This window comes from Achromobacter pulmonis (genome assembly GCF_002885955.2).
Lineage (GTDB): Bacteria > Pseudomonadota > Gammaproteobacteria > Burkholderiales > Burkholderiaceae_B > Achromobacter > Achromobacter pulmonis_A.
The window spans coordinates 14,831-41,814 of record NZ_POQS01000003.1 but is presented as its reverse complement, the minus strand read 5'-3'; the positions used below and the strand labels follow the sequence as shown (position 1 = coordinate 41,814).

The window sequence follows — 26,984 nt, the reverse complement described above, 5'->3', positions numbered from 1 at the left end:
ACAACTCCGCCCATCCCGGCGCGCCCGCGCCCGGACGACGGTATTGCGTCCGGCTGTCTAGAGCAGCCCTGGAACGTTTTTCGCCCCTTTTCAACTTGCGAGAGCGTTTCCAATGTCCAACGTCATTCCTGCCCAGCAGTCCCCCCTCCCCAGCCTGGCTTCGCAGCCTTTCGCCGCCCGCCTGCAGCGCGCCCTGCATCATCTGCGCCTGGGCCGTCCGGTCATTCTCATGGACGACTTCGACCGCGAGAACGAGGCCGACCTGATCGTCGCCGCCGACAAGCTCACCGTGCCGGTCATGGCCCAGCTGATCCGCGACGGCAGCGGCATCGTGTGCCTGTGCCTGCCCGGCGAAACCCTGGACCGACTGGGCCTGCCGCCCATGGTCCAGCGCAACCAGAGCCGCTACGCCACCGCCTTCACCGTGTCGATCGAGGCGCGCGAAGGCGTCTCCACCGGCGTGTCGGCCGTGGACCGCGTCACCACCATCCGCGCGGCCATCTCGCCGGCGGCGCAAAGCGAGGACATCGTCAGCCCGGGCCACGTGTTTCCGCTGCGCGCCCAGCCGGGCGGCGTGCTGACCCGCCGCGGCCACACCGAAGGCTCGGTGGACCTGGCGGTGCTGGCGGGCCTGCGCCCGGCCGGCGTGCTGTGCGAGCTGATGAACGCGGACGGCACCATGATGCGCGGCGCGGCGCTGGAGCGCTATGCCGCCCAGCACGGCCTGGTCGCGCTGACCATCGCCGAACTGGCCGACCACCTGCAGCAGCAGCGCGACGGCCAGGCGCAAGCCATCGACGACGAAGTGCTGGAGATGGCCGCCACGGTCTGATCCCCGGGGAGGCGGGTACACGGCGGGCGGGCCGGCGATGGCATAATCCGCCCATGCGGGCGGCGCCATCGAGTCGCCCGCCGGAAATTCCATGAGCGATTGCTCATGTTTGATACTCGCCTTTCTCCGCACCCATGACCGCCATCCCCCAGCCCCGGAAATCGCCGCGCCAACTCCGGTCGCAGCACACCGTGGACACGATTCTGCAAGCGACGGCTCGCGTTCTGGCCACGCATGGCTATGCCGGCACCAACACCAACCTGATCGCCCAGACCGCCGGCGTCAGCGTCGGCTCGCTGTACCAGTACTTTCCCAACAAGAACGCGCTGATCGCGGCGCTGCACGACCGCCACGACAACCAGATGCTGGACGTGATCGACCAGGTCCTGGACAGCAATCCCGCCGCCACGCTGCGCGAGCGCGTCGCGGCCATCGTGCAGGCGATGCTGCACGCGCACCTGCTCGAACCGGCGCTGCACCGCGTGCTGGAAAGGGAATTCCCGCTGTTCGACCAGCCGCACGAACACAGCCGCGCCGACCAGGACATCCATCGCCGCATGCGCCATCTGCTGGAATTCCATCGCAGCGAAATCGCGCAGCAGGACCGCGACCTGGCCACCTACGTGGTGCTGCGCATCATGGAATCGCTGGTGCACGCGGCCGCGCTGGAACCGCCGGCCGGCTTCTCGCCGCAGCAGCTGGAACAGGCGGTGGTCGATGCGGTGATGGGCTACCTGGGCACGCCGGCGCGCGCGCCGCGCAAGACGGCGGCTGCCAGGAAAACCGCGCGCCGCTAGGCGGCCGCGGCCATGCGCGCCAGGCAGTCGGCGGCGTCGCCGTGGACGATGCGGGCGCTGCAGGCCAGCATCAGGTTCAGGCTCAGGCCGAAGTCCTCGACCGTATAGCCCTGCGCGTCGACCATGCGCGAGGCGCCGTAGTCGGCCGCCGCGCCGACGGCCACCTGCTCGATCAGCGATCCGGCCTGCCCGGTATAGCCCCATACCGGCTTGCCGAGGGCGATGGCGTAGCCGACCTCGAAGGCCGTGCCGGAATCGGGCTCGGCGCCGCGAAACGGATTCAGGTTCGCCATCACCAGGTCGGCGCGGCGGATCAGCGCCACGTTTTCACGGTAGATCCATTGCGCCAGCGCCTGGCCGGAAAGGTCCGCGGGCGCCTGGTTGTCCAACGGGAACAGCCCCTCGAAGCCGTGGGCCGCGCACAGCGCCTTCAGACGCTCGCCATGCGCGCGGGCGTCGGGCAGGAAGACGTCGAAACCGGCGAGATAGATGCTGCGCGGCGTCATTTCAGAACATGCCGTTCTTGTTGGCCGGATTCTCGGGGATCTCCTGGCTCACGTCCCAGTGCTCGACGATCTTGCCGTTTTCCACGCGGAAAATATCCACCACGGCCTGGCCGCGGTCTTCGGGAGAATCGCGCCACCAGTTGTGGATCATCACCAGGTCGCCCTCGGCGATGACGCGCTTGATCTCGACCACGGATTGCGGGTGCTGCTCGAAATAGGCCGGGAAGAAATCCACCACGGGCTCGACGCCGTCGCGCATGTACGGGTTGTGCTGGCGGTACCCCGGGCCGATGTACTGGCGCACGGCCTCGTCGAAATTGCGGTCCTGGAACATCATGCGGAAAAATCCCACCACGATGTCCTTGTTGGACTGCGGGCCGGCCGCGCCCGCCGGCGCCCCCGCCAGGACGGCGGCGGCCAGCACGCAAAAGACCAACGATTTCAACTTCATACGCATACGGGGCAACCCAGGTCGTGACGCCGGCAGGCGCGGTTCGCCAGTTTACAAACAAAACTGCGAATACCGGCGCCTTGCCCCCATCGGCCGCGAAGGCCGCCGGCTCAGTAACCGACGGTGTAGCGGCGGCGCGAATGCTTGGGCGTCTCCAGCTCGTCGACCAGCGCGATGGCGTAGTCTTCCATCGAGATCCAGCTCTTGCCCTCGTCGTCGGCCAGCAGCGCGTCGTCGCCCAGCCGGAACTTGCCGGTGCGCTCGCCCGGCTCGAACAGGGCCGACGGCGACAGGAAGGTCCAGTTCAGCACTTTTTCCTGGCGCAGCACGTCCAGGAACACCACGCCGGCGCGCGCTTCGGGGCGGTAGGCGTCCGGGAATTCGGGCGTGTCGATCAGCATCTTGCCGGGCGCGACCTGCAGGCTGCCCGCGCCGCCCACCACCAGCAGTCGCGGCACGCCGGCGTCCTTCACCGCGTGCAGCAGCGGCTTGGCGTCCGAGGACACGAAGCGCGAGGCGCTGATCACGGCGTCGTGGCCGGCCAGGATGGAGGTCAGCGCCTCCGGATCGGTGGCGTCGCCCTGCTTGATGGTCAGGCCGGGCTGGGGGTTCACGTCGGACAGGTTGCGGGCGATGCCCGTGACCTGATGGCCGCGCTTGAGCAATTCATCGGCCACGCGCGAACCCACGCGGCCGGTAATTCCGATCAATGCGACTTTCATGGTCTTGCTCCTTGGTAGGGGAGCCGGTCGGCGCCGCCCCATGCGGCGCTGCGCGTCCGGCTCAGGCAAAGCCATACTATTCGTTCGGATTCCGTCGAAAAACCCCGAAAGGGAAAAGAGTTTTTTGCAGAATATGCACCAATTGCGCGCAGATCGCGCTGGCGCCACGTCTGCCAGTGTGCGCCGCGCGGCCCCGCTTGAACAGGGGCCGCCGGCGGCGCGGCCGGTCAGCCGGCGGCGCGCTGCGCCTGGTAGACCTGCAGGTGGGTGTAGGCGGCGCGCAGGTAGGTCGCGTCCACGCCCAGCGTGCGGGCGCGGCGCACCATGTCGCCCACGATGTGGTCGGCCTCGACCGGCAGGCCCTGGCGCAGGTCGCGGAACATCGAGGCCGTCATGGCCTGGGCCGGGTCGGTCAGGATCTTGCGCGCCGAGGCGTCGGCCTCGGGCCGCACGGCGTGGCCGGAAGCGGCGGCCACGGCCTGCGACTCCTGCAGCAGCGTGGTCAGGATGTCGACGCCGTCGTCGGTGGAGGCGATCTGCCCGACCGAGCCGCGCATCATGCAGGTGGCGGCCGCCAGCGTGGTCAGGAACACGTATTTTTCCCAGATGTCCTGGTAGATCGCGGTGCTCAGGCGGCTGGTGTATTCGCCGCCGGCCAACGCCTGCTCCAGCGCCTCGCAGCGCGCGCTGCGGGCCGGACCGGCGCGTTCGCCGAAGACGATGGCGGCATGCTTGCCCAGGTGCACCACCTCGCCTTCCGGGCCCAGCGTGGCGTTGATCTGGCACAGCCCGCCCAGCACGCGGTGCGGTTCGAACGCCTGGTCCAGCACCTCGTACTGCAGCACGCCGTTCATGATGGGCAGCACCGCCGTGTCCGGCCCGACCGCCGGGCGGATGGCCTCGATGGCGCTGGCCAGGTCATAGGCCTTGCAGCTCAGCACCACCACGTCATAGGCGCCTTCGAGGGTGTCGCGGGTCGCCAGCTTGGGATGCAGCGTGGCGTCGCCCAGCGGGCTCTGGATGCGCAGGCCTTGTTCGCGCAGCCTGGCCGCGCGCGGCTCGCGCACCAGGAACGTCACGTCCGCGCCCGCCTGGGCCGCGCGCCCTCCGAAATACCCGCCGGTGCCGCCGGCGCCCAAGAACAACAAGCGCATATCCGTCTCCTGTCAGTGAGCCCGCCTGCGCGGCGGGCCGATGGCGGAATTATGCGCCTTGCGGCGGCGCGGGACGGTGGCGCTCGGCCCAGGCCTCGTAGCCGCCGCGCAAAGCCCAGGTCTTGGGATAGCCGGCCGCGCGCAGCCGCGAGGCCAGCAGCGCGGCCGAGACTTCGTTGGGGCAGGCGCAATAGACCACGATGTCGGAATCCAGCGCCTCGGCGGAAAGCTGCGGCAGCGGCGCCTTCAGGTCCACGGCGATCGCGCCCGGGATGCGCTGGTCTTCGGGCAACGACTCGGAGCGCACGTCGATCAGCATCGTGCTGCGGCCGGCCTCCAGCCGCTGCACCAGTTCGTCCACCGAAAGGCGCGGAATCACGCGCAGGCTGCGCAGCAGGATCTTGCGCCGCAGAAAGCGCGCCAGGATGTACAGCGCCAGCACCGCCGCCAGCACGCCCAGGCCCATCGCGCCATAGGTGCCGAGGATTTCCAGCACGTCGTTGACGATGCCGTGGAACAGGCCGCCCAGCAGCAGGGCCGAGCCGACCCAGATCAGCGAGCCCGCCAGGTCGTAGGCCAGGAAGCGCCGGTAGTCCGTGCCCGTCAGGCCGGCCATAACCGTCGACAGCGCCCCCGCGCCCGGCAGGAACTTGCACACCAGCAGCGCGCGCACGCCGATGCGCAGGTACAGGCGCTGGGTCTGGCGGATGCAGGAGTCCTGCGACAGCGACATCTTGCAGATCACGCCCAGCAGGCGCGAGCCGTAGCGCCGGCCGGCCAGATACCAGAGGCTGTCGGCCAGCAGGCAGGCGAAGGTGGCGGCCAGCCAGGGCACGGCCCAGCCGCCCGCCCCGCCCAGGGCGCCGGCGGCGATCAGCATGGGATAGGCGGGCACCGGCAGGCCGGCCTGCTCGACCAGCACGTTGGCGAACACCAGCCAGCCGCCGTACTGTTCGAGCAATAGTTGGATATCTTGCATGGGGTGGTTCCTGCTCGCCGCGCTGCGCGCGGCTCATTGCCCCGATTTTAGGCGCGCGGGCCGATCCGCGACTGCCCCCCGGCGGCGCAACGGCCTGTCCCAGACAGATGCCGTCCACCCCGTGGGACAACGCGCACCACGCCGGTGCCGCCTATCCCCGCCAGGGTGCCTATAATCCTGCCCGGCCATCAGGTTTCCCCGACTTGCCGCGGGGACGCCGCATGGCATACAACTTGCTTCGCCCGGACTGGCCGCGCAATGACGCGCCGGCCCGCGCTCCCACCCCATGACCGATCCCACGCCCTCGATTCCGACCGCTCGCACCGGCATGCCCGCCGGCGGCCGCCGTTTCGCGCGCGATCGCGTCTGGCCTTCTCCCCGCCTAGGAGTTTCCTGCATGAAAGCCCTGTTTTCCCTGTCCGGCGGCGTCGCCCGCCGCGGCCTGCTCAAGCTGGCCGCCGCCGCCGCCGGCGCGCTGCTGCTGGGCGGCGCCGCCCAAGCCCAGGCGCCCGCCAAGACCAAGGTCGCCGCCATCTACACGGTGCCGGTCGAGCAGCAATGGGTTTCGCGCATCCACAAGGCGCTGACGGCCGCCCGCGACCGCGGCGAGATCGACTACACCTTCTCGGAAAACGTCACCAACGCCGACTACGAGCGCGTGATGCGTCAGTACGCCGAGCAGGGCAACCAGCTGGTGGTGGGCGAGGCCTTCGCGGTCGAGGCCGCCGCCCGCAAGGTGGCCAAGGACTATCCGCAGACCGCCTTCCTGATGGGCTCCTCGGGCAAGCCGCAGCAGCCCAACTTCTCGGTCTTCGACAACTACATCCAGGAACCCGCCTACCTGACCGGCATGATCGCCGCCGGCATGAGCAAGACCGGCAAGATCGGCCTGGTGGGCGGCTATCCCATCCCCGAGGTCAACCGCCTGATGCAGGCCTTCATCGAGGGCGCCAAGGAAGTGAACCCGCAGGCCGAGTTCACCGTGACCTTCATCGGCTCCTGGTTCGATCCTCCGAAGGCCAAGGAAGCCGCCTTCGCCATGATCGACAAGGGCACGGACGTGCTGTATGCCGAGCGCTTCGGCGTGTCCGACGCCGCCAAAGAACGCGGCAAGCTGGCCATCGGCAACGTGATCGACACGCAGCCGCAATACCCCGAGACCGTGGTGGCCTCGGCCCTGTGGAGCATGGAGCCCACCATCGACGCCGCGCTCAAGCAGGTCAAGGCCGGCGCCTTCAAGGCCGAGGACTACGGCCAGTATTCGCTGATGAAGCACAAGGGTTCGTCGCTGGCGCCGCTGGGCACCTTCGAAAGCAAGATCCCGGCCGAGCTGATCGCGCGCGTGCAGGCCAGGCAGCAGGCCATCCTGGACGGCAGCTTCAGCGTCAAGGTCAACGACAAAGAACCCAAGTCCTCGGCACGATGAAACCTGCGCCTCTCGCCCTGCGCCTGACGGGGATCACCAAACGCTTCGGCAGCCTGACGGCCAACGACGACGTATCGCTCACGCTGGCCCAGGGCGAAGTGCTGGCCCTGCTGGGCGAGAACGGCGCCGGCAAGTCGACGCTGGTGTCCATTCTGTTCGGCCATTACGTCGCCGACGCCGGCAGCATCGAAGTCTTCGGCCAGCCGCTGCCGGCCGGCCGCCCCGACGCCGCGCTCGCGGCCGGCGTGGGCATGGTGCACCAGCACTTCACGCTGGCCGACAACCTGACCGTGCTGGACAACATCATGGTCGGCACCGAGTCGCTGTGGAAGCTGGCCTCGGGCCGCGGCAAGGCGCGCAAGCGCCTGCTGGAGCTGGGCCGGCGCTTCGGCCTGGGCGTGGACCCCGATGCGCGCGTCGGCGCGCTGTCGGTGGGCGAGAAGCAGCGGGTCGAGATCCTCAAGGCGCTGTACCGCGGCGCGCGCGTGCTGATCCTGGACGAACCCACGGCCGTGCTCACGCCGCAGGAGGTGCAGGACCTGTTCGCCACCTTGNAGCAGCGGGTCGAGATCCTCAAGGCGCTGTACCGCGGCGCGCGCGTGCTGATCCTGGACGAACCCACGGCCGTGCTCACGCCGCAGGAGGTGCAGGACCTGTTCGCCACCTTGCGCGGCTTCGTCGACGAAGGCCTGGCGGTGATCTTCATCTCGCACAAGCTGGAAGAGGTCATGGCGGTGTCGCGCCGCGTGGCCGTGCTGCGCCAGGGCAGGCTGGTGGCCGAACGCGATACCGCCGGCACCAGCCCCGCCGAGCTGGCCGAGCTGATGGTGGGCCGCAAGGTCGTCATGCCGCACGCCGAGGCCGTGGCGCCCGCCGAGCAGGCCGCCCCCGTCGTCACGCTGTCGCAGGTCAGCGTGCGCGACGGCCGCGACGGCGCGCTGCGCCTGGACAGCCTGGACCTGGTGGTGCACCGGCACGAGATCGTGGCCATCGCCGGCGTGGCCGGCAACGGCCAGCAGGCGCTGGTGTCGGTGCTGACCGGGCTGCGCCAGCCTTCCGATGGCGCGATACGCCTGGGCCCCGAACATGCCGCCGCGCCCACCACACCGGCCGGCTGGACCGCCGCGCGCGTCGGCCGCATCCCGGAAGACCGCCACGGCGAGGGCATGATAGGCGACAGCCCCTTGTGGGAAAACGCCATCGTCGAAGACCTGAAGGACAGGCGCTTCGCGCGCTACGGCCTGATCCGCGCGCGCGCGGGCAAGGCCTATGCCGCCTCGCTGGCCCGGCAGTTCGACGTGCGCGCGGCCTCGCTGGACGTGCGCACGCGCAGCCTGTCCGGCGGCAATATGCAGAAGCTGATCCTGGGCCGCACCCTGGCGCGCGAGCCGCGCTTCATCGTCGCCGACCAGCCCACCTGGGGCCTGGACATCGGCGCCGTGGCCTATGTGCGCGAGCAGCTGCTGGCGGCCCGCAAGCGCGGCGCGGGCGTGCTGCTGGTGTCCGAGGACCTGGAAGAGATCTTCGCGCTGGCCGACCGCATCGCGGTGCTGTGCGGCGGCAAGCTGGTCGCCGTCAAGCCGGTGGCCGAATGGACGCCCGCCACGGTGGGCCTGGCCATGACGGGCACCCGCGCCTGACGGCGCCGGCGTCCTTACTACTGAGCATCTTTCGCATGAAACTGATCCTGGAACGCCGCCCCGAGCCCAGCCGCCTGGCGCTGGCGCTGGCCCCCGTCGCGGCCATCCTCTTTACGCTGGCCGTCTGTACGGTGCTGGTGGCCTGGGCCGGCGCGCCCGTGGGCCGCACCTACGCGCTGCTGTTCGACGGCGCCTTCGGCTCGCGCTTCGCGCTGTCGGAAACGCTCACGCGCGCCACGCCGCTGATGCTGACCGGCCTGGCCTGCGCCGTGGCCTTTCGCGCCCGCTTCTACAACATCGGCGCCGAAGGCCAGCTGTACCTGGGCGCGCTGGCCGCGGTCGCCGTCGGCGGGCTGCATGACGGCACCGGCTTCGACCTGCCGGCGCCCGTGCTGTTCGGCGGCATGATGCTGGCCGCCGCGCTGGCCGGCGCCTTGCTGCTGCTGATACCGGCGCTGCTCAAGACCCGGCTGGGCGTGGACGAAGTGGTCACGACCCTGCTGGGCAATTTCATCGTGCTGCTGTTCGTGTCCATGATGCTGGACGGCCCCATGAAAGACCCCATGGCCATGGGCTGGCCGCAATCCGTGGCGCTCAACGGCGATCTGGAGCTGGGCAAGCTGATCGAGCGCACGCGCGCCCACACCGGCCTGCTGTGGGCCGCCGGGCTGGCGCTCGGGCTGTGGCTCCTGAACCGCTACACCGTGTTCGGCTTCCAGATGCGCGCGGTGGGCGCCAACGCCCACGCCTCGCGCTTTCTGGGCCTGCCGGTCAACCGCGTCATGCTCGGCACCGCCATGCTGTCCGGCGCGCTGGCCGGCCTGGCTGGCGCCATCGAGGTGGCGGGCCGCACCGGCTACGTCACGCTGGACATGTCGCCGGGCTACGGCTACACCGGCGTGGTGGTCGCCATGCTGGCGGGGCTGCACCCGCTGGGCGTGATCCTGGCCAGTCTGTTCGTGGCCGGCATGCTGGTGGGCGCCGACAGCATGAGCCGCGCCATCGCCGTGCCCAACTACATCGCCGACGTCATCGTCGCCACGTCGCTGCTGGCCATGCTGGTCGCGACCCTGTTCGCGCAGTACCGCCTGCGCCGCAACCCCGCCTGAGAAACGCATCATGGAATGGATGGATCTGATGAGTTCCGCGGCCTTCTGGGTCGCCGTGCTGCGCCTGGCCACGCCGCTGATACTGGGCACGCTGGGCGTGCTGCTGTGCGAACGCGCCGGCGTGCTGAACCTGGGCATCGAAGGCATCATGGTGGCCGGGGCCTTCACCGGCTGGCTGGCCGTGTACCTGGGCGCGCCGCTCTACGTGGGGGTGCTGGCCGCGGGGCTGGCCGGCGCCGCGTTCGGCCTGCTGCACGCGGTGCTGACCGTGCCGCTGGGGCTGTCGCAGCACGTCTCGGGCCTGGGCGTGACGCTGCTGGCCACCAGCCTCAGCTACTTCGCCTACCGCGTCACCTTTCCCAGCGTGAACACGCCGCCCACCATCACCCCGTTCGCGGAAATGAAGTTCCTCGACGGCATCCCGCTGATCGGGCCGGTGCTGGCAGGGCAGACGCCCATGACGCTGATCGCGCTGGCCGCCGTGCCGCTGCTGGCCTGGGTGCTGAACCGCAGCCCGGTCGGCCTGGCGATCCGCATGGTGGGCGAGAACCCGGCCGCCGCCGAAGGCCAGGGCCTGTCGGTGACGCACCTGCGCATGGGCGCCATCGTGGCCGGCTCCGCGCTGATGGGCGTGGCCGGCAGCTTCCTGACGCTGGCCGCCTTCAACGCCTTCTTCTTCAACATGGTCAACGGCCGCGGCTGGGTCTGCGTGGCGCTGGTGGTGTTCGCCTCGTGGCGTCCCGGCAAGGCGCTGCTGGGCGCGCTGATCTTCGCCTTCTTCGACGCGCTGCAGCTGCGCATGCAGCAGGGCGGCGCGGCTTTGCCCGGGCTGCCGGAACTGCCGTATCAGGTCTACCTGATGCTGCCCTATATTCTTTCCATACTCGCCTTGGTGGTGATGGCGCGCCGCGCCGCCTACCCGCAAGCGCTGATGAAGCCCTATCGAAAAGGCGAAAGATAAGCCCCCGAGCGCTACGCGCTTCCCCCGGGGGCAGCGCCACGGCGACCGACTGAAATCTTCAGCAAGGAACCTCATGCTCGACCTGATCATCAAGAACTGCACGCTGCCCGACGGCCGCCGGGACATCGACATCGGCATCGCCGATGGCCGCATCGCGGCGCTGGAACCGGCGCTGAAGGCCGCAGCGGCCCGCACGGTGGACGCCGCGGGGCAGCTGGTGACGTCGCCCTTCGTGGACGCGCACTTCCATATGGACTCCACGCTGTCATTCGGCCTGCCGCGCGTGAACCAGTCGGGCACGCTGCTCGAAGGCATCGCGCTGTGGGGCGAACTCAAACCGCTGCTGACGCAGGAAGCGCTGGTGGAGCGCGCGCTGGCGTACTGCGATTGGGCCGTGGCCCGCGGCCTGCTGGCCATCCGTTCGCACGTGGACGTGTGCGACCCGCGCCTGCTGGCCGTCGAGGCGCTGCTGCACGTGCGCGAACGGGTCAAGCCCTACCTGGACCTGCAGCTGGTGGCGTTCCCGCAGGACGGCGTGCTGCGCGCCCCCGGCGCGCTCGACAACCTGAAGCGGGCGCTGGACATGGGCGTGGACGTGGTGGGCGGCATTCCCCATTTCGAACGCACCATGCAGGACGGCGCCGAATCGGTGCGCATCCTGTGCGAACTGGCCGCCGAACGCGGCCTGCGCGTGGACATGCATTGCGACGAAAGCGACGACCCCCTGTCGCGCCACATCGAAACCCTGGCCTATCACACGCAGCGCCTCGGCCTGCAAGGCCGCGTCACGGGTTCGCATCTGACGTCCATGCATTCCATGGACAACTATTACGTCTCCAAGCTGATCCCGCTGATGCGCGAAGCCGGCGTGGCGGCGATCGCCAATCCGCTGATCAACATCACGTTGCAGGGCCGCCACGACACCTATCCGAAGCGCCGCGGCATGACCCGCGTGCCAGAACTGCTGGCCGCCGGCGTGCCGGTGGCCTTCGGCCACGACTGCGTGATGGACCCCTGGTACAGCCTGGGTTCGGGCGACATGCTGGAGGTCGCCCACATGGGCCTGCACGTGGCCCAGATGACGGGCCAGGACGCGATGCGCGCCTGTTTCCAGGCCGTGACGAGCACGCCCGCCGCCATCCTGGGGCTGGACGACACCGGGCTGGCGGTCGGCAAGCGCGCCGACCTGGTGCTGCTACAGGCGCGCGATCCCGTCGAAGCGCTGCGCCTGCGCGCCACCCGCCTGATGGTGATGCGCGCCGGCGAGGTCATCGCGACCACGCCGCCGGCCACCGCCACGCTCAACCTGCCCGGCCGCCCCGCCCAGGTCAGCTTTCAGACACCGGACCGCTGACGAAGCCCGGACGCCGCGCCGCCGTCACGATGATCTCCACCAGCAGCTCCGGCGCGGCCAGCTTGGCCTCGCAGGTGGCGCGGGCCGGCATCGCCTGCGACGGCGCCCATTCGGCCCACACCGCGTTCATGCCGGCGAAATCGCGGTCGATGTCCTTCAGCCAGATCTGCACGGACAGCAGGCGCGACTTGTCCGTGCCGGCCTGCGCCAGATAGCCGTCTATCTTGGCCAGCACGTCGCGCGTCTGCTCGGCGATGCCGCCGGCCGCCGACGAGGTCACGCCCGCCAGGTACACCGTCTCGCCGTGGATCACGATGCGGCTCAGGCGCTGGTTGGAATCCTTGCGCACGATATCGGTCATTCTGCTTGCTCCTTTGCGGATGAATGGTCCCCCGATGCGGGGTTGGTAAAGCGTTCGATACTGAACGGCGCGATCGGCATGTCGGTCGCGCCGGTGGTGATCAGGTCGGCCATGATACGGCCCACGATGGGCCCCAGCTCGAAGCCGTGGGCCGAAAAGCCGAAGGCGTGGAAAGCGGTCTCGTGGCGGCTGCTGCGGCCGATCACGGGGATCTCGTCGGGCATGGCGGCCTCGATGCCGGCCCAGCCGCGGTTCACGACCGCGTCGCGCATGTGCGGGAACAGGTCGCAGACCGTGCGCGCGCCCTCGGCCAGCGAGCGGAAATCCAGTTCGGTCCATTCCGCGTCGCGGTCCACCCAGGCGCGCCGCCCGCCGCCGATCAGCACCGTGCCATTGGCGCGCTGCTTGAACGACAAGGCGCGGCCCGTGCCCAGCACCACGGGGTCCAGGAAATGGTCCATGCGCAGCGTCACCAGCATCATGGGGCTGATCGCGGTCAGCGGCACCGGTTCTCCCCATTGCTCGGCGATGCGGTCGGCCCAGGCGCCGGCGCAGTTCAGCACCTTCGGCGCGGTGTAGACGCTGGCATCCGTGTCCACGCGCCACTGGCCGGCCTCGCGCGTCACCCGGAGCACGCGCACGCCCTCCAGGTAGCGCGCCCCCAGGCTGGCCGCCTTCATGCGGAAGGCCAGCGTGGTGCGGTACGGATCGGCGGCGGCGTCCTCGCGCGCGATCAGCCCGCCCTGCACCGTGGGCGCCAGCGCCGGAATCAGCTCGCGCAGGGCTTCGGGACTTATCCACTGTTCGTGGGTGTAGCCGTGCCCGGTCATGGTCTGTAGCCGGGCGCGCAGCAGCGCGGCGTCCTCGGCGTTCTCGGCCACGCGCACCTGGCCGTGCTGCTCGAAGCCGCAATCGTCGTCCACCAGTTCGCCGATGCGATACCAGAGCTCGCGCGAGGCCAGCGCCAGCGGCACCTCGGCCAGATGGCGCGACAAGGTGCGCACGCCGCCGGCGTTCACGCCCGAGGCATGCCGGCCCGCATAGTTCTTTTCGATCACCAGGGCCCGCACGCCCGCGCGCGCCAGATGCAGCGCCGCCGAGCTGCCGTGCAGCCCGCCGCCGATGATGATGACTTCCGCAGACGGCGTGGCGCCGGTCATGTCCGTTTCCTATTCAAGTGCGCGCAGCGGTTTACTTTTTTAAACGGACGACGGCCTGCCGGGATTCGTCCGTCTGCGGCAGCGACGCCAGTTCTCCCAGCGTCAGCGGCTTGGTCGGGAAGCGCAGCCGGTAATAGCCCACTTCCGGCGTCGGCACGCCGCGCTCCTCGGCGATGATCTCGGACACCGTCAGGCCGCAGAAGCGGCCCTGGCACGGCCCCATGCCGCAGCGCAGAAAGGCCTTCATCTGGTTCGGTCCGGAACATCCCAGCTTGACGGTCTCGCGCACCTGGGCGGCGGTGACTTCCTCGCAGCGACACACGATGGTGTCGCCGGTGGGCCGCCGGAAGGCCTCGGGCGCCTTGTACAGCGCGTCGAAGAACTCGCGGCCGCGGACCGCGCGGGCCAGGGCCGCGCGTGGCGCCGCGGCTTCGCCGTCGCGCCGGGCGGCGTCGATGCGGCCCAGCAGGTGGGCGGCCTGCAAGGCCGCCAGCCGGCCGCGGTGTTCGGCCGCCAGCGCGCCCGCGATACCCGCGCCGTCGCCGGCCATGCCGATGCCGTCCACCGAGGTCAGGCCCCATTCGTCGACCTTGGGCTCCCAGCAGTCCAGCGCCTCGTTCCAGCGATGCTCCGCGCCCACGGCGCGCGACAGGTTCACGTTGGGCACCACACCCTGGTGCAGCATCAGCTGCTCGGCGGGCAAGGTCTTGGTGACGCCGCCGGCCGTATAGCGCACGCTTTGCAGCTTGCCCTCGCCCAGCGCCTCCAGCGCCGTCACGCCGCGGACGATGGGCACCGCCGCCTTGACCGCGCGCAGCAGCTTCAGGCCCTTGCCCAGGTAGGGCGAACGCAGAAAGCCCCAGACTTTCGGCAGCGCCTGGCCCATGCGTCCCGGCGGCGTGGTCTCCAGCAGCGCGTCGATCTTCACGCCCGCGTTCAGGTACTGCCAGGCCACCAGGTACAGCAGCGGGCCGCAGCCGGCCAGCACCGTGCGGTCGGCCGGCACCACGCCCGCGGACTTCAGCAGGATCTGCGCCGCGCCGGCGGTGATCACGCCCGGCAGCGTCCAGCCCGGAATGGGGAAAGGGCGCTCCTGCGCGCCGGTGGCCAGCAGCAGCCGGCGCGCGTGCACGATGCGCGCCTCGCCCGCCACCGAATACGCCACCTCGAAACCTTTCTCGGGCTGCGGCGCGGTGTGCTCGGCCACGGCCCACACGGTGGCGCCCGGCACGTAGCGCGCGCCCGACTGCTGGAAGGGCGTCACCAGCGAGGCGCCATGCCAGTAGTCCTCGCCCAGGATGCCGCGGTCGGTCACCGGAGTGGTGGTGATGGCGCGGTAGATCTGCCCGCCCGGCGCCGGCTGTTCGTCCAGCAGCACCGTGTCCACGCCCAGCTTCGCGGCCAGCGTGGCCGCCGCCAGTCCGGCCGGCCCCGCGCCCACCACCAGCAAATCGCATTGCGTCGTATCGATCATGCCTGCACCTTGCGCGCGCCCAGCTGGCGCTCGATTTTCATGCCTTCGCGCACGGCCGTCATGCAGCCCTGCTGGTTGGCCTGGCCGTCGATGGTGACCAGGCAGTCGTAGCACACGCCCATCATGCAATAGGGACCGCGCGGCACTTCGTTGACGGCCGTGTCGCGACAGGCCTGCACGCCGCCGGCGAACAACGCCGCGGCGACGCTGTCGCCCTGGCGGCAGCGCAGCTCGGCGCCGTTGACCGTTACACGCACCGGCGCGTCCTGCGCCTGGCGCTGCGCCTCGTCAAGCCTCTTGAACATGGAACCTCCGGGTCGAGAACGGCGCCATGTCGTCGGCCATCGAGCCGGCGGCGATCATGGGCGCCAGATTGAGCGCGTGCGCGGCCGCCAGCGTCACGCCGCTGTGGCAGGTGGCGACGAACGCCCCCGGGCACGTTTCGGATTGCTGATAGATCGGGAAACCGTCCTTGGACATCACGCGCAGCGCCGCCCAGCTGCGCACCACGCGCACGTCGCGCAGCGCCGGCAGGGTGCGCACGGCGCGGTCGGCCAGCGTGCCCAGGATGGGCAGGCCCACCTGGTTGTCGGCGTAACCCGCCTCTTCCTGCGAATCGCCGATCAGCCAGGTGCCTTCGTCGGTCTGGCGCAGAGTGGACAGCGGCGTCTCCAGCATGCGGCGCGTGCGCTCCAGCACCACGATCTGGCCGCGCTGCGGGCGCACCGGCACGTCCAGGCCCAGTTGCGCGCCCAGCGCCTTGTTGGACAGGCCCGAGGCCAGCACCAGCTTGCGCGCGCGCACGGCGCCGGCCGGCGTGTCGATCTCGAACACGCCGTCGCGCTGGCGGATGCGCTGCGCCGGACGGCGCGGCAGGTAGTCCACAACCCGCTGTGCAAAACTCATGTGCAGCGCGCGCAGCAGCTTGAGCGGGTTGGCGATGCCGTCGACCGGCGTCCAGGTCGCGCCGCGCACTTCCGGGCCGATGCCCGGCACCAGGTCCGCGAGCTCGGCGCGGTCCAGCAGCTTCCAGTCGTAGCTCGCCATGCCGGGCTGCGCCAGCAGGGTCTGCATGAACTTGACGCGGGCCTCCAGCTCCTCTTCGCTCAACAGCGCATGCAGGCCGCCGCGCTGCTCCAGGTGCACGTCCACGCCGGTTTCCTCCAGCAGCTGCGCCGCCAGCCGCGGCCAGCCCATGGCCGAGGTCATGGTCCACACGCCGTAGCGCGGCAGGCCCATGCCCTTGCTCTGCACCCAGACCAGCCCGAAGTTGCCGCGCGAGGCCCGGTAGGCGACGTCGCCCTCGTCCAGCACGGCCACGTGGTCCAGTTCGCGCCGCAGGCCGTAGGCGATGGCCGAACCGACCAGTCCTCCGCCTATCACCGCCGCGTCGTAGATCCCGCGATGCGCGGGCGCACGCGGCGCCAGTTCCGTTTCTTCCGTCATTAGCGTCCCTTTCCTACAAACAGCTTCTCCAGGCCCACCGCGCGGTCCAGGATGAATATGGCGATGATGGTCACGTAGATCAGCACGGCCGACACCGCGGTCACCAGCGGGTCGATCGTGTCTTCGATGTGCAGGAAGATGCGCACGGGCAGCGTGGTGGTCGACGGCGAGGCGATGAAGATGGACATCGTCAGTTCGTCGAAGCTGGTGATGAAGGCGATCACCCAGCCGCTGACCACGCCCGGCAGCAGCAGCGGCAGCACCACCCGCCGGAACGCCGTCCAGTTGGACGCGCCCAGCGATTGCGCCGCGCGCTCCAGCGCCGGGTCTATGCCGGTGGCCGAGGCCAGCACCAGGCGCAGCGCATAAGGCATGATCAGAATCACGTGCGCCACCACCAGGCCGAAATACGTGCCCGCCAGGTCCACCGTGGTGAAGAACTTCAGGAAGGCCAGGCCCAGCACCACGTGCGGAATCATCAGCGGCGACAGGAAAAACGCCACCAGCGCTTCGCGTCCGCGAAAGCGGTTGCGCGCCAGCGCCAGCGCGCTGGGCACGGCCAGCACGATGGCCAGGCTGGCCGACAGCGCGCCCAGGCCCAGGCTGAACCAGAAGGCGTCGACGAAGCGCGGGTTGTCCAGGATGGCGCGGAACCAGCGCAGCGACAGCCCGCCCGAAGGCAGGGAGATGAAGCCTTCGGACGTGAACGCCACCGCGCACACCATGACGATGGGCGCCAGGATGAAAAGAATGAAGAGCGTATGGAACAGCAGGCCGATGGGACCGTTCTTGAATGGCATCTCAGCCTCCCGCCTGGTTGAAGACCGCGCCGTACTTGCGCTCGATGATGCGGTTGGCCGACAGCAGCACCACCACGGTGGCCAGCAGCAGCACCACCGCCAGCGCCGCGCCCAGCGGCCAGTTCAAGGTGTTCAGGAACTCGTCGTAGGCGGCCGTGGCCACGTTCTTCAGGCGCCGTCCGCCGATGATGGCCGGCGTGGCGAAGGAGCTGGCCGCCATCGCGAACACCATGATCGCGCCCGACAAAATGCCCGGCATGACCTGCGGAATCACCACGCGCCAGATCACGGTGAACTGCGTCGCGCCCAGCGACAGCGCCGCGGCTTCGGTCGACGGATTGATCCGCTGCAGCGAGGCCCACACCGAGATCACCATGAAGGGCACCAGCACGTGGGTCAGCGCGATGGCCACGCCCAGGTTGCTGTACATCAGGTCTATCGGCGTGGAGATCAGCCCTATGCCCATCAGCGCCTGGTTGATCAGGCCGGTGGAGCCGAACAGCAGCGCCCAGCCCAGCGTGCGCACCACCACCGATATCAGCAGCGGCCCCAGCACCACCATCAGGAACAGGCCCTTCCACGGATTGGCCATGCGCGACAGCACGTAGGCCTCGGCCGTACCCAGCACCAGACAGGCCAGCGTGACCGCGGCGGCCACGCCGAAGGTGCGGGCGTAGATCTCGTAGTAATAGCCGTCGGAAAATATCTCGGCGTAGTTTTTCCAGGTGAACGCGGCCTGCATGCCGCCGTAGAACTGGAAGTCGAAGAAGCTGATCAGGATCACCAGCGCCATCGGCACCACCAGAAAGGTGGCGTACAGCGCAAGCGCCGGCGTGCTCAGCAGCCAGGGATTGGCGCGCGCGCTCATGACGGCCGGCCTTGCGGCGCCGCGTCCACCGCGCACATGTCCTGCGCGCGCCAGCGCAGGTGCACGGCCTCGCCTTCGGCCGGCACCGGCACGCCGTCGTTCTGGCGTATCACCAGCACGTCGCCCACCGAGGTCTCGACCTGGCACAGCCAGTGGTTGCCCTGGAATACGCGGGCCTTCATGCGCCCGGGCAGCGCACAGGCGGCGGGCTCGGAAAACAGGATTTTCTCGGGGCGCACGATCACGGCGCCGCGCGGCACCGGCGCGCCTTCCATGCTCAGGTGCGCCTCGCCGATGCGCGCGCGCGTCTCGCCGCCATAGTCTTCGGCCTGCGGCGTGAACACGTTCGCCTTGCCCAGGAAGCCGCCCACGAACTGGCTGGCCGGGCCTTCGTACGCCTGGAACGGCTCGGCCACCTGTTCCACGCGCCCCTGGTTCATCACCACGACCCGGTCCGACAGCGCCAGCGCCTCGGACTGGTCGTGCGTCACCAGGATGGTGGTGGTGCCCACCGTGCGCTGGATGCTGCGCAGTTCAAGCTGCATTTCCTCGCGCAGCTTGGCGTCCAGGTTGGACAGCGGCTCGTCGAGCAGCAGCACGCTGGGCCGGATGACCAGCGCGCGCGCCAGCGCCACGCGCTGCTGCTGCCCGCCCGACATGCGCGCCGGATGACGGTCGGCCAGGTGCGACAGGCCCACCAGCTTGAGCGCTTCGGCCACGCGCGCCTCGCGCTCGTCCTTGCGGACCCGCTGCATCTCCAGTCCGAAAGACACGTTCTCGGCCGCCGTCATGTGCGGAAACAGGGCGTAGTTCTGGAACACCATGCCCAGCCCGCGCTTGTTGGCCGGCACCTTGCTGACGTCCCTGCCGTCGAGCACGATGCTGCCGCCGGTGGGCTCGACGAAGCCCGCGATCATCTGCAGCGTGGTGGTCTTGCCGCAGCCGGACGGCCCCAGCAGCGATATGAACTCGCCGCGGTTCACGGACAGGCTCAGGTCCTGCACCGCCACCGTGTCGCCATAGCGCTTGCTCAGGCCGTTCAAAACGAGATAAGTCATGGATGCTCCCGTGGGCTGCGCGGTCTCAGCGCTCGATTTCCCGCGTCCAGCGCTTGTTCCAGTCGTCGCGGTTCTGGTTGACGGTGTCCCAGTCGATCACGATCAGGTCGTCGGCGCGCTTGCCGATGGGCAGCGGCACGCGGGGATCGTCGGTGACCTTGGCCTTCTTGTTGACCGGGCCGTAGCCGTAGGCCGAGGCCAGCTTCTCCTGCACCTCGGGCGAGACCAGGTATTGCACGAAGGTCTGGGCCAGCGGATTGGCGTCGGGCTTGGCCACCGGGCAGACCGACGACAGCAGCGCGTAGGCGCCTTCCTTGGGATACACGAAGCCCACCGGGAAGCCGGTATCGGCGAACGCCTTGACGCGGCCGCTGCCCCAGACCGAGATCACCGCCTGGCCGCTGGAAAACAGTTCCGTCATCTTGCCGGGCGAGGGCTCATAGACCAGCACGTTGGGGCCGACCTCGTTCTTGAAGGTGGCGAAGCCCGGATCGATTTTCTTCTCGCCGCCGCCGCCTTCGCGCGCGTACTCCACCAGCGCGTGCAGGCCGTAGGTGTTGTTCAGCGGCGGGATCACCAGCTGCTTTTTGTACTTGGGGTCCTTCAGGTCCTTCCAGGACTCGGGCGGCGCCCATTTCTTTTCCTCGAAGGCCTTCTTGTTGTACATGATGCCGGTGGCCACGATGCCGATGGCCACCGCCTTGTCGTCCTTGTAGCGGGCCGTTCCGTACAGGTCGTCGGCGGGCAGGCCCTTGATGGGCGCGCAGAAGCCCAGCGCGATGGCCTGGTACATGGGGCCGTCGTCGATGATGGCCACGTCGACCTGCTGGTTGCTCTTCTGCGCCTGCAGGCGCGCCACCGTGTTGGTGGAGTTGCCGGCCACGTAGTTCAGCTCGACGCCGTGCTGCTTGGCGAAAGGCGGGAAGATCTCCTTGCGCATGATGTCTTCGAACGAGCCGCCGTATCCGGCCACCACCAGTTTCTGCGCCTGCGCGTTGGCGCCGAGTCCGGCGGCCATCGCCGCCGCCGCGAGCACTGCAAGTACCTTGCCCATGAAAACCCCCGAATATTTGGAAGAAAACTGCAAGAACCGCCGAATGCCGGCCGGAGCGGCGTACAATTTGTCCGGACATGAACATCCGGACAAATGATGGATCTCGCAAGACGCCATTGTCAATGGGTTATTGTCCGTATAAACCCCATATAACGATTGCAGGAGCCTTCCCATGACCCGATCCTCCGAGCGCGCGGCCGGCCCCGGCGGGGCGCGGCAAGCACACGGCAAACCGGAATCTCCGGCGCCGGGCGGCGAGTCCGACGGCCCCCGCTACAAGAGCATTTTCCGCACGCTCTCGCACGACATCCGCACCGGCCGCTACCCCGTCATGACGCTGCTGCCCACCGAACACGAGCTGTGCGAAATGTTCGACGCCAGCCGCCATACCGTGCGCGAAGCCGTGCGCATGCTGACCGTGGCCGGCATGGTGTCGCGCCGCCCCGGCGTGGGCACGCGGGTCGAGACCGCGCGCGCCAGCACCCGTTTCACGCAGCGCATTTCGCAGTTTCCCGACCTGCTGCAGTACGCGCGCAACGCCGCGCTGCTGGTGCGCGACGTGCGCACCGTCAAGCTCGGCAAGCGGCTGGCCGAAACGCTGGGCTGCGAAGCCGGCTTGTCCTGGCTGCATATCAACTCCATCAAGACCCTGGACGACCAGGACACGCCCGCGGCCTGCACGCTGATCTATGCCGACCCGGCCCATTCGGGCGTCCAGGTCGAGGTCAAGTCGCGCATCTCGCTGCTGCGCCTGATCGAAGACCACTTCGGCGAGCGCATCACCGAAGTCAACCAGGAGTTCTCGGCCACCCCCATCGGCGCGCCGATGGCGCGGCAGCTGCGGGTCGAACCGAAAACGGCGGGCTTCGTCATCACGCGCCGCTACTATGGCGAGGGCGGCGTGCTGCTGCTGGCCACCATCACCACCTTCCCCCACGACAGGATGAAATACTCCATGACGCTCAACGTGGCGTGAACGCCGCGCGCTCGCCGTAGGCGGCGCGCGCGGCCTGGGCGCTGACCTTGCCGTCGGCCAGGTCCCGTTCGATGCGCGCCAGCGGCCGCTCCGAAGGCGGGCCGTAGCCGCCGCCGCCGGGGGTTTCGATGCGCACGCTTTCGCCCGGCGCCAGCGCGATGTTGGCGGTCTTGGAAAACAGCATTTCTTCCTGCGGCGTGCCGAAATTGCGGATCAGGCGCGCACGGCGTCCGTCGCCGCCGCCGTCCACGCCGGCCGCCACGCCCACGGTGTGGCTGTCCGAGCGCGCCGAGAACACGATGCCCGGGCCGGCCGCGCGGATCTGCTTGGCGATGGCCAGGCCGCCGCGGGTGCGGCCCGCGCCGCCCGAGTCCGGGATCAGCGCGTACTCGTCCATCAGCAGCGGATACTCGTTTTCCAGCGCTTCCACCGGCAGGTTGGAGGTATTGGTCATGTGCACGTGCACCGCGTCCATGCCGTCGGCGTCCAGGCGCGCGCCGGCGCCGCCGCCCAGCGTTTCCAGGTACACGAAATGCCCGGCGCGCTCGCGCCAGCGGCCAGAGAACACGATCGCCGGGCAGCAGTCGTTGCTGGACGCCATGATCTTGTCCGGCGGCAGCAGGCCGCGGAACGCGCCGAAGATCGCGCCCGCCACCTTCTGCGCCGTGATGGAGCGCGCGCCCACGGCGGCCGGATGCTCGGGATTGGTGATGGTGCCCACCGGGGCGGACAGCGTGATCGGATCGAACAGGCCGGCGTTGGGCGCCAGTTCGGGGTCCAGCAGCGCCTTGACGGCGTAGTACACGCAGGCGCGCAGGGCGTTGAACGGCAGGTTCATCGCGCCGCGCGCCTGCCCGCCGGAGCCCTCGAAATCGAAATGCAGGTTGTCCGGGCCGACGGTCAGCGTCACCTGGATGGGCACGGGATCGCCGCCCATGCCATCGTCGTCCAGGTCGCTGCGGAAGGTGTAGCTGCCCTGGCGCAGTTCGGCGATGCGGTTGAGCAGCCTGCGCCGCGTATAGGCGATCACGTCGTCCACCGAACGCAGCACCGCGTCCAGCCCCATCTGCCGGATCAGGCCCTGCACGGCGGCCGCGCCGCGCCGGTTGGTGGCCATCTGCACCCGCAGGTCCAGCACCCGTTCCTCCGGGTCGCGGGTGTTGGCGCAGATCAGGCGCAGCATGTCCTCGTCGGTTTCGCCATGCCTGGCGATGCGGCAGGCGGGAATGCGTATGCCTTCCTCGAAGATGGATTTCAGGCCGCCCGCGATCGATCCCGGCACCGCGCCGCCCACGTCGGAATGGTGCGCGATATTGGCCGCGAAGAAGCGCAGCGCGCCGTCCCAGAAGACCGGGGTGACGACGTTGATGTCCGGCAGGTGGCTGCCGTCGGCCAGATAGGGATCGTTGCAGATGAAGACGTCGCCTTCGCGGATCCGGTCCAGCGGATAGCTGCGCAGAATCGCGCCCATCGCGCCGTCCAGCGAACCCAGGTGCAGCGGAATCTGCGTGCCCTGCGCCACCAGCCGGCCGCGCGCGTCGAACAGCGCCACGGAGCAGTCCTTGCGCTCCTTGATGTTGGTCGAGAACGAGGCGCGCACCAGCGTGTTGTTCATGTCCTCGGTGATGGACAGCAGGCGGTTGCAGAACACCTCCATGCCGATGGGGTCCGCCAGCGCGGCGGCGCCGGCCTTATCGGTCTTGCTCATGCGTGCCTCCTTGCAGGCGGATGATCAGGTTGCCGTATTCGTCGACGCTGGCCTGGTGGCCCACGCCGACCACGGTGGTGGAGCTCATTTCCTCGAGCAGCGCGGGGCCGGTGAAGCGTGCGCCGGTGGGCACGCGGTCGCGGTCGTAGACCGGCGTGTCCACCCAGCCGTGGCCGGCGCCGAAATAGGCCTGGCGCCTGCCCAGCAGGGCGTCGTCGAGCGCGCCGCCCACGTGGCGCGGCGCCAGCGGCGCCTTGACCACCTGGCCCACGGCCTGCATGCGGCAATTGATGATCTGCACCTTGCGGTCGTCCACCGTGTAGCCGTATTCGCGCTCGTGCGCCTCGGCGAAGCGGCGCGCGAACTCGGCATAGCCGCCGGGACCGGTATCGTCCAGGCCGACCTGCACCTCGAAGTTCTGGCCCTCGTAGCGCGCGTCGATGGCGCTGTGGCAGGCGCGCAAGGCCGGGTCCACGCGCTCTTCGGCCAGCCAGTCCCGGGCCTGCGCGCGCAGCTCCTCGAAGATGGCCGAGATCGCGCTCCAGTTGTCGGGGCTGGCCAGCGAGATTTCGCTGCGCACGAAGTCGAAGGAGATGTCGCTGAGCAGAATACCGCGCGCGCACATGGTGCCGGGCTCCTGCGGCACGATCACCGTCGGAATGCCGCATTCCTCGGCCACCTCGGCCGCATGCAAGGGACCCGCGCCGCCGTAGGCGTACAGGGCGAAACGCGACAGGTCGTAGCCGCGCTCGGTCGACACCGCGCGGATGGCCCGGCTCATGTTGGCCGCCGCGATGCGCAGAATGCCTTCGGCCGCCGCCTCCATGCCCAGCCCCAGCGGCTCGGCCACGCGCTGCTCGATCACCTGGCGCGCGGCCTGCGCGTGCACCGGCATGCGGCCGTTCAGCAGCGCCACCGGATTCAGGCGCTGCAGCGCGATCTCGGCGTCGGTGATGGTCGGCTCCTGGCCGCCGCGGCCGTAGCCCACCGGCCCCGGCACCGCGCCGGCGCTGTGCGGGCCGACCTTCAGCGCGCCCGCGTCGTCCAGCCAGGCGATGCTGCCGCCGCCGGCGCCGATCACGTGGATGTCGACCATGGGCGTCTTGACCGGATAGCCGGCCACCTGGCGGTGCGAAGTGAACAGCGGACGGCCATCGCATACCAGCGACACGTCGGTGCTGGTGCCGCCCACGTCGAAAGTCACCAGGTCCGGGCTGCCGATGGCGCGGCCCACCGCCGCCGCGCCCACCACGCCCGCGGCCGGGCCGGACAGGCAGGTGCGCACCGGATACTGGCGCACCGTGGCGATGGACATCAGGCCGCCGTTGGAGTGGATGGTGTGCGGTTCGTGGCGGATGTCCAGCTCGCGCACCCGCTGCAGGAAGCGTTCCAGGTAGCGCGCCATCTTCGGCCCCACCGCGGCGTTCAGCACGGTGGTCGACAGGCGCTCGTACTCGCGGAATTCGGGCAGCACGTCGGAAGACAGGCTGATGTAGGCCTGCGGCATGACCTCGGCCACGATCTGCGCGGCGCGGCGCTCGTGCGCGGGATTGCGGTAGGCGTGCAGGAAGCAGATGGTCACCGCCTCGATGCCGGCCTGCGCGTAGCGCTCGGCGGCCGCGCGCACCGCGGCTTCGTCCAGCGGCGTCAGCACCTCGCCCGCCGCATTGACGCGCTCGGCGACTTCGATGCGGAATTCGCGCGGCACCGCCACCGGCGGCTTGCCCACGCTGTAGTCGTACAGGTGCGGGCGCGTCTGGCGGCCGATCTCCAGCACGTCGCGAAAGCCGTGCGTGGTGATCAGCCCGACTCGCGCGCCCTTGCGTTCGATGATGAGGTTGGTGGCCACGGTCGTGCCGTGGCCCACGTGCGACACCTGCGCCGGCGAGACGCCGCGCTGCTCCAGCATCTGGCCGATGCCGGCGGCGATGGCCTCGGAGGGATCGTGCGGCGTGGAAGGCACCTTGTGGAAGTGCACCGTGCCGGCGTCCTCGTCGATCATCGTGAAGTCGGTGAACGTGCCTCCGACGTCTATCCCTATGCGATACATGTTCTCTTCCAGATTGAGTCTTGCGGGCCGGGACCCGGCGAAACGCGGGGGTTAGGAATCAGTCCAGGCGGATGCCGGCCTGCTTCACCACCTTGCACCACTTGCTGATTTCGTCCTTGATCATGGCGCCGAACGCCGGCCCGGCCACGTCGGACACCTGCGCGCCCTGCTGTTCCAGATAGGCTTTCATCGCCGGCGCATGCAGGGTCTGCACCAGGCCGTCGGTGAGTTTCTGCCGCAACGGTTCCGGCATGTTGGCCGGCGCCAGCATGCCGAACCACACCATGGCCTCGTAGCCGGGATAGCCGGATTCCGCGACCGTCGGCACGTCGGGCAGCATGGGCGAGCGCTGCGGCGAGGTCACCGCCAGCGCCTTGATCTTGCCGTCCTTGATGTACGGGTAGGACGTCATCACCACGTCCATCATCATGTTGACCTGTCCGCCGACCAGGTCGATCAGCGCCGGCCCGGACCCGCGGTAGGGCACGTGCACGATGGACACGCCGGCGGTGGTCTTGAACAGCTCGGCGGCCAGGTGGTTGGACGTGCCCTGGCCGTTGGAGGCGAAGGAATACTTCTCGGGCGCCTGCTTCAGCAGCGCCACGAACTCCTTCAGGTTGCCGGCCGGCACCGACTGGTTCACCGACATCACGTTGGGAATCGTGGCCACCACGGCCAGCGGCGTGAAGTCCTTGACGGCGTCGTAGGGCAGCTTGGAATAGACGCAGGGCGCGCTGCCGTGCGTGCTGACCGATCCCATCAGGATGGTGTAGCCGTCGGCCGGCTGGCGCGCCACGTATTCCGTGCCCACGGTGCCGCCGGCGCCCGGCCGGTTCTCGACGATGACGTTGGCGGACAGGCGCTGGCCCAGCCCTTCGGCGATCTTGCGCGCGATCAGGTCGGTGGAGCCGCCCGCGGCGAACGGCACCACGATGCGGATCACCTTGTCCGGCCAGGCGGCGCTGGCCGAACCGGCCGCCGCGGCCAGCACGGCGCCCGCGGCAATGCGACAGCAATTGCGTAACAGCCCTTTCTTCATGGCTAGCTTTCCCCTTGTTGATAGAACTTCCTGGTGGCCGGATCATGCGCGTCCGGCGCGTACTCGTTCGCTGCAACAACGGGGTCATGCTAGGCCCGCCGATTCGATGACAGCAGTCCTGCAGGTTTATATTTGTATAAACGCCATTTATGAGGCCGCAGCGTGAAGAATCCGGACCTGAACCTGCTTTTGCATTTCGATGCGCTGATGGCCTGCCGCAACGTGTCGCGCGCGGCCGAGCAGCTCGACATCAGCCAGCCGGCCATGAGCGCGGCCCTGAACCGGCTGCGCCAACTGTTCGGCGACCCGCTGCTGGTGCGCGAAGGCGGCGCCTGGCAGCCCACGCCGCGGGCGCATGAACTGCACCAGAACTTCAAGCCGCTGCTGGAAGGCTGGCATCGCGCCACGCGCACGCGCGAGGCGTTCGACCCCGCGCACTCGTCGCGCACGCTGTCGTTCTACGCCACCGATTACGTGCAGTACACCTTGCTGCCCAAGTTGATACCCCGGCTGGCGGTGGACGCGCCGCACTTCCAGCTGCAGATCGTGCCGGCCCGGCCGCAGCACGGCCTGAGCATGCTGGACACCAACCACGTGGAACTGATCGCGGGCTACTTCCCCGATCCGGCGCCCGACCTGCGCACGCGCTTCCTGTACCAGGAGCCGGCGGTGTGCATCGTGCGCGAAGGCCATCCCTGCCTGCGCAAGCGCTGGAACCTGGACGCCTACCTGAGCTACGGGCATCTGGACCTGGCCGCGCACACGCGCTATTTCAGCACCGCGATCGACCGCATCCTGATGGGGCACAACCGCAGCCGCAAGATCGTGGCGACCCTGTCGAGCTACCTGGTGTGCCCGTTCATCGTCGAGGGCTCCGACCTGATCGCGACCATGCCGGTCAGCATCGCGCGCGCCATGTCCGGCAGCGCGCGCATCGTGACGCAGAAGGTCCCGCTGACGCTGCCGCCCATCGCGGTATCGCTCTACTGGCACGAGCGCTACCAGGACGATCCCGCGCACGCCTGGCTGCGCCAGTACCTTGCAGGCGTGCTCGGCTGA

Annotated in this window: 26 protein-coding genes; 9 read left to right on the top strand and 17 right to left on the bottom strand. The window is 69.3% G+C overall.

Going from position 1 to position 26,984, the window contains the following annotated elements; all coding sequences use genetic code 11:
• Positions 1-112 precede the first annotated feature (112 nt).
• Positions 113-832: a 3,4-dihydroxy-2-butanone-4-phosphate synthase gene (ribB, locus tag C1I89_RS11455; RefSeq protein ID WP_102772916.1), complete on the top strand. Its 720-nt coding sequence runs from the start codon at positions 113-115 to the stop codon at positions 830-832.
• A gap of 134 nt (positions 833-966) precedes the next feature.
• A complete protein-coding gene (locus tag C1I89_RS11450) occupies positions 967-1,629 on the top strand; it encodes a TetR/AcrR family transcriptional regulator (RefSeq protein WP_102772915.1) in 663 nt (220 codons plus the stop codon).
• Here the strand turns inward: C1I89_RS11450 and C1I89_RS11445 are convergent.
• The 5 genes from C1I89_RS11445 to C1I89_RS11425 all read right to left on the bottom strand — a co-directional run bounded on the left by C1I89_RS11445 (position 1,626) and on the right by C1I89_RS11425 (position 5,441).
• Positions 1,626-2,135 carry a nucleoside 2-deoxyribosyltransferase gene (locus tag C1I89_RS11445; protein WP_102772914.1) on the bottom strand — a complete coding sequence of 170 codons (510 nt, stop codon included), beginning with the start codon at positions 2,133-2,135 and terminating at the stop codon, positions 1,626-1,628. The two genes, C1I89_RS11450 and C1I89_RS11445, sit on opposite strands and share 4 nt — an antisense overlap.
• 1 nt (position 2,136) lies before the next feature.
• Positions 2,137-2,586 (bottom strand): nuclear transport factor 2 family protein, encoded by a 450-nt coding sequence (locus C1I89_RS11440; RefSeq protein ID WP_247747802.1) that lies wholly within the window; start codon positions 2,584-2,586, stop codon positions 2,137-2,139.
• Between the two features lie 110 nt (positions 2,587-2,696).
• Complete coding sequence (locus tag C1I89_RS11435; protein WP_102772912.1) at positions 2,697-3,308, bottom strand: NAD(P)-dependent oxidoreductase; 612 nt, start codon at positions 3,306-3,308, stop codon at positions 2,697-2,699.
• Positions 3,309-3,535: 227 nt separating this feature from the next.
• Positions 3,536-4,462 carry a 2-dehydropantoate 2-reductase gene (gene panE, locus C1I89_RS11430; RefSeq protein ID WP_102772911.1) on the bottom strand — a complete coding sequence of 309 codons (927 nt, stop codon included), beginning with the start codon at positions 4,460-4,462 and terminating at the stop codon, positions 3,536-3,538.
• A 49-nt stretch (positions 4,463-4,511) separates the two neighbouring features.
• On the bottom strand, positions 4,512-5,441 hold the full coding sequence (locus tag C1I89_RS11425; protein WP_102772910.1) for a DedA family protein/thiosulfate sulfurtransferase GlpE: 930 nt from the start codon (positions 5,439-5,441) through the stop codon (positions 4,512-4,514).
• A gap of 397 nt (positions 5,442-5,838) precedes the next feature.
• Here C1I89_RS11425 and C1I89_RS11420 point away from each other — a divergent pair, with 397 nt between their 5' ends.
• The 5 genes from C1I89_RS11420 (at position 5,839) to C1I89_RS11400 (ending at position 11,931) form a co-directional block, all read left to right on the top strand.
• Positions 5,839-6,867 carry a BMP family protein gene (locus C1I89_RS11420; protein WP_102772909.1) on the top strand — a complete coding sequence of 343 codons (1,029 nt, stop codon included), beginning with the start codon at positions 5,839-5,841 and terminating at the stop codon, positions 6,865-6,867.
• Positions 6,864-8,507: an ABC transporter ATP-binding protein gene (locus tag C1I89_RS11415; protein WP_102772908.1), complete on the top strand. Its 1,644-nt coding sequence runs from the start codon at positions 6,864-6,866 to the stop codon at positions 8,505-8,507. Before C1I89_RS11420 ends, C1I89_RS11415 begins: the two co-directional genes overlap by 4 nt.
• A gap of 35 nt (positions 8,508-8,542) precedes the next feature.
• Positions 8,543-9,616, top strand: coding sequence for an ABC transporter permease (locus C1I89_RS11410; protein WP_102772907.1), 1,074 nt, complete (start codon positions 8,543-8,545; stop codon positions 9,614-9,616).
• 10 nt (positions 9,617-9,626) lie between these two features.
• Positions 9,627-10,577, top strand: coding sequence for an ABC transporter permease (locus tag C1I89_RS11405; protein WP_181390935.1), 951 nt, complete (start codon positions 9,627-9,629; stop codon positions 10,575-10,577).
• A gap of 73 nt (positions 10,578-10,650) precedes the next feature.
• Positions 10,651-11,931, top strand: a complete 1,281-nt coding sequence (locus C1I89_RS11400) for an amidohydrolase family protein (RefSeq protein ID WP_102772905.1) — start codon at positions 10,651-10,653, stop codon at positions 11,929-11,931.
• Here C1I89_RS11400 and C1I89_RS11395 read toward each other — a convergent pair.
• The 9 genes from C1I89_RS11395 to C1I89_RS11355 are packed head-to-tail and all read right to left on the bottom strand — an operon-like array spanning position 11,906 to position 20,152.
• A complete protein-coding gene (locus tag C1I89_RS11395) occupies positions 11,906-12,292 on the bottom strand; it encodes a RidA family protein (RefSeq protein ID WP_102772904.1) in 387 nt (128 codons plus the stop codon). The two genes, C1I89_RS11400 and C1I89_RS11395, sit on opposite strands and share 26 nt — an antisense overlap.
• Positions 12,289-13,452, bottom strand: a complete 1,164-nt coding sequence (locus C1I89_RS11390; RefSeq protein ID WP_102772903.1) for an NAD(P)/FAD-dependent oxidoreductase — start codon at positions 13,450-13,452, stop codon at positions 12,289-12,291. Before C1I89_RS11390 ends, C1I89_RS11395 begins: the two co-directional genes overlap by 4 nt.
• A 31-nt stretch (positions 13,453-13,483) precedes the next feature.
• Positions 13,484-14,926, bottom strand: a complete 1,443-nt coding sequence (locus tag C1I89_RS11385) for an NAD(P)/FAD-dependent oxidoreductase (RefSeq protein WP_102772902.1) — start codon at positions 14,924-14,926, stop codon at positions 13,484-13,486.
• Positions 14,923-15,231 (bottom strand): (2Fe-2S)-binding protein, encoded by a 309-nt coding sequence (locus C1I89_RS11380; protein ID WP_102772901.1) that lies wholly within the window; start codon positions 15,229-15,231, stop codon positions 14,923-14,925. Before C1I89_RS11380 ends, C1I89_RS11385 begins: the two co-directional genes overlap by 4 nt.
• Complete coding sequence (locus C1I89_RS11375; RefSeq protein WP_181390934.1) at positions 15,215-16,372, bottom strand: NAD(P)/FAD-dependent oxidoreductase; 1,158 nt, start codon at positions 16,370-16,372, stop codon at positions 15,215-15,217. Before C1I89_RS11375 ends, C1I89_RS11380 begins: the two co-directional genes overlap by 17 nt.
• Complete coding sequence (locus C1I89_RS11370) at positions 16,372-17,172, bottom strand: ABC transporter permease (RefSeq protein WP_102772900.1); 801 nt, start codon at positions 17,170-17,172, stop codon at positions 16,372-16,374. The genes C1I89_RS11375 and C1I89_RS11370 overlap by 1 nt, the downstream gene beginning before the upstream one ends.
• 1 nt (position 17,173) lies before the next feature.
• Positions 17,174-18,040 carry an ABC transporter permease gene (locus C1I89_RS11365; RefSeq protein WP_102772899.1) on the bottom strand — a complete coding sequence of 289 codons (867 nt, stop codon included), beginning with the start codon at positions 18,038-18,040 and terminating at the stop codon, positions 17,174-17,176.
• Entirely contained in the window at positions 18,037-19,098 is a 1,062-nt protein-coding gene (locus C1I89_RS11360; protein WP_102772898.1) for an ABC transporter ATP-binding protein, read from the bottom strand. The genes C1I89_RS11365 and C1I89_RS11360 overlap by 4 nt, the downstream gene beginning before the upstream one ends.
• 25 nt (positions 19,099-19,123) lie before the next feature.
• A complete protein-coding gene (locus C1I89_RS11355; RefSeq protein ID WP_102772897.1) occupies positions 19,124-20,152 on the bottom strand; it encodes an ABC transporter substrate-binding protein in 1,029 nt (342 codons plus the stop codon).
• 172 nt (positions 20,153-20,324) lie between these two features.
• On the opposite strand from C1I89_RS11355, the gene C1I89_RS11350 reads away from it, so the two are divergent.
• On the top strand, positions 20,325-21,128 hold the full coding sequence (locus tag C1I89_RS11350; protein ID WP_102772896.1) for a GntR family transcriptional regulator: 804 nt from the start codon (positions 20,325-20,327) through the stop codon (positions 21,126-21,128).
• Here the strand turns inward: C1I89_RS11350 and C1I89_RS11345 are convergent.
• The 3 genes from C1I89_RS11345 to C1I89_RS11335 are packed head-to-tail and all read right to left on the bottom strand — an operon-like array spanning position 21,115 to position 25,925.
• Positions 21,115-22,836: a hydantoinase B/oxoprolinase family protein gene (locus C1I89_RS11345; RefSeq protein ID WP_102772895.1), complete on the bottom strand. Its 1,722-nt coding sequence runs from the start codon at positions 22,834-22,836 to the stop codon at positions 21,115-21,117. The genes C1I89_RS11350 and C1I89_RS11345 overlap by 14 nt on opposite strands.
• A complete protein-coding gene (locus C1I89_RS11340; protein ID WP_102772894.1) occupies positions 22,820-24,886 on the bottom strand; it encodes a hydantoinase/oxoprolinase family protein in 2,067 nt (688 codons plus the stop codon). Before C1I89_RS11340 ends, C1I89_RS11345 begins: the two co-directional genes overlap by 17 nt.
• A gap of 58 nt (positions 24,887-24,944) precedes the next feature.
• Positions 24,945-25,925, bottom strand: coding sequence for a Bug family tripartite tricarboxylate transporter substrate binding protein (locus C1I89_RS11335; protein ID WP_102772893.1), 981 nt, complete (start codon positions 25,923-25,925; stop codon positions 24,945-24,947).
• Between the two features lie 162 nt (positions 25,926-26,087).
• Here C1I89_RS11335 and C1I89_RS11330 point away from each other — a divergent pair, with 162 nt between their 5' ends.
• Positions 26,088-26,984 carry a LysR family transcriptional regulator gene (locus tag C1I89_RS11330; RefSeq protein ID WP_246842480.1) on the top strand — a complete coding sequence of 299 codons (897 nt, stop codon included), beginning with the start codon at positions 26,088-26,090 and terminating at the stop codon, positions 26,982-26,984.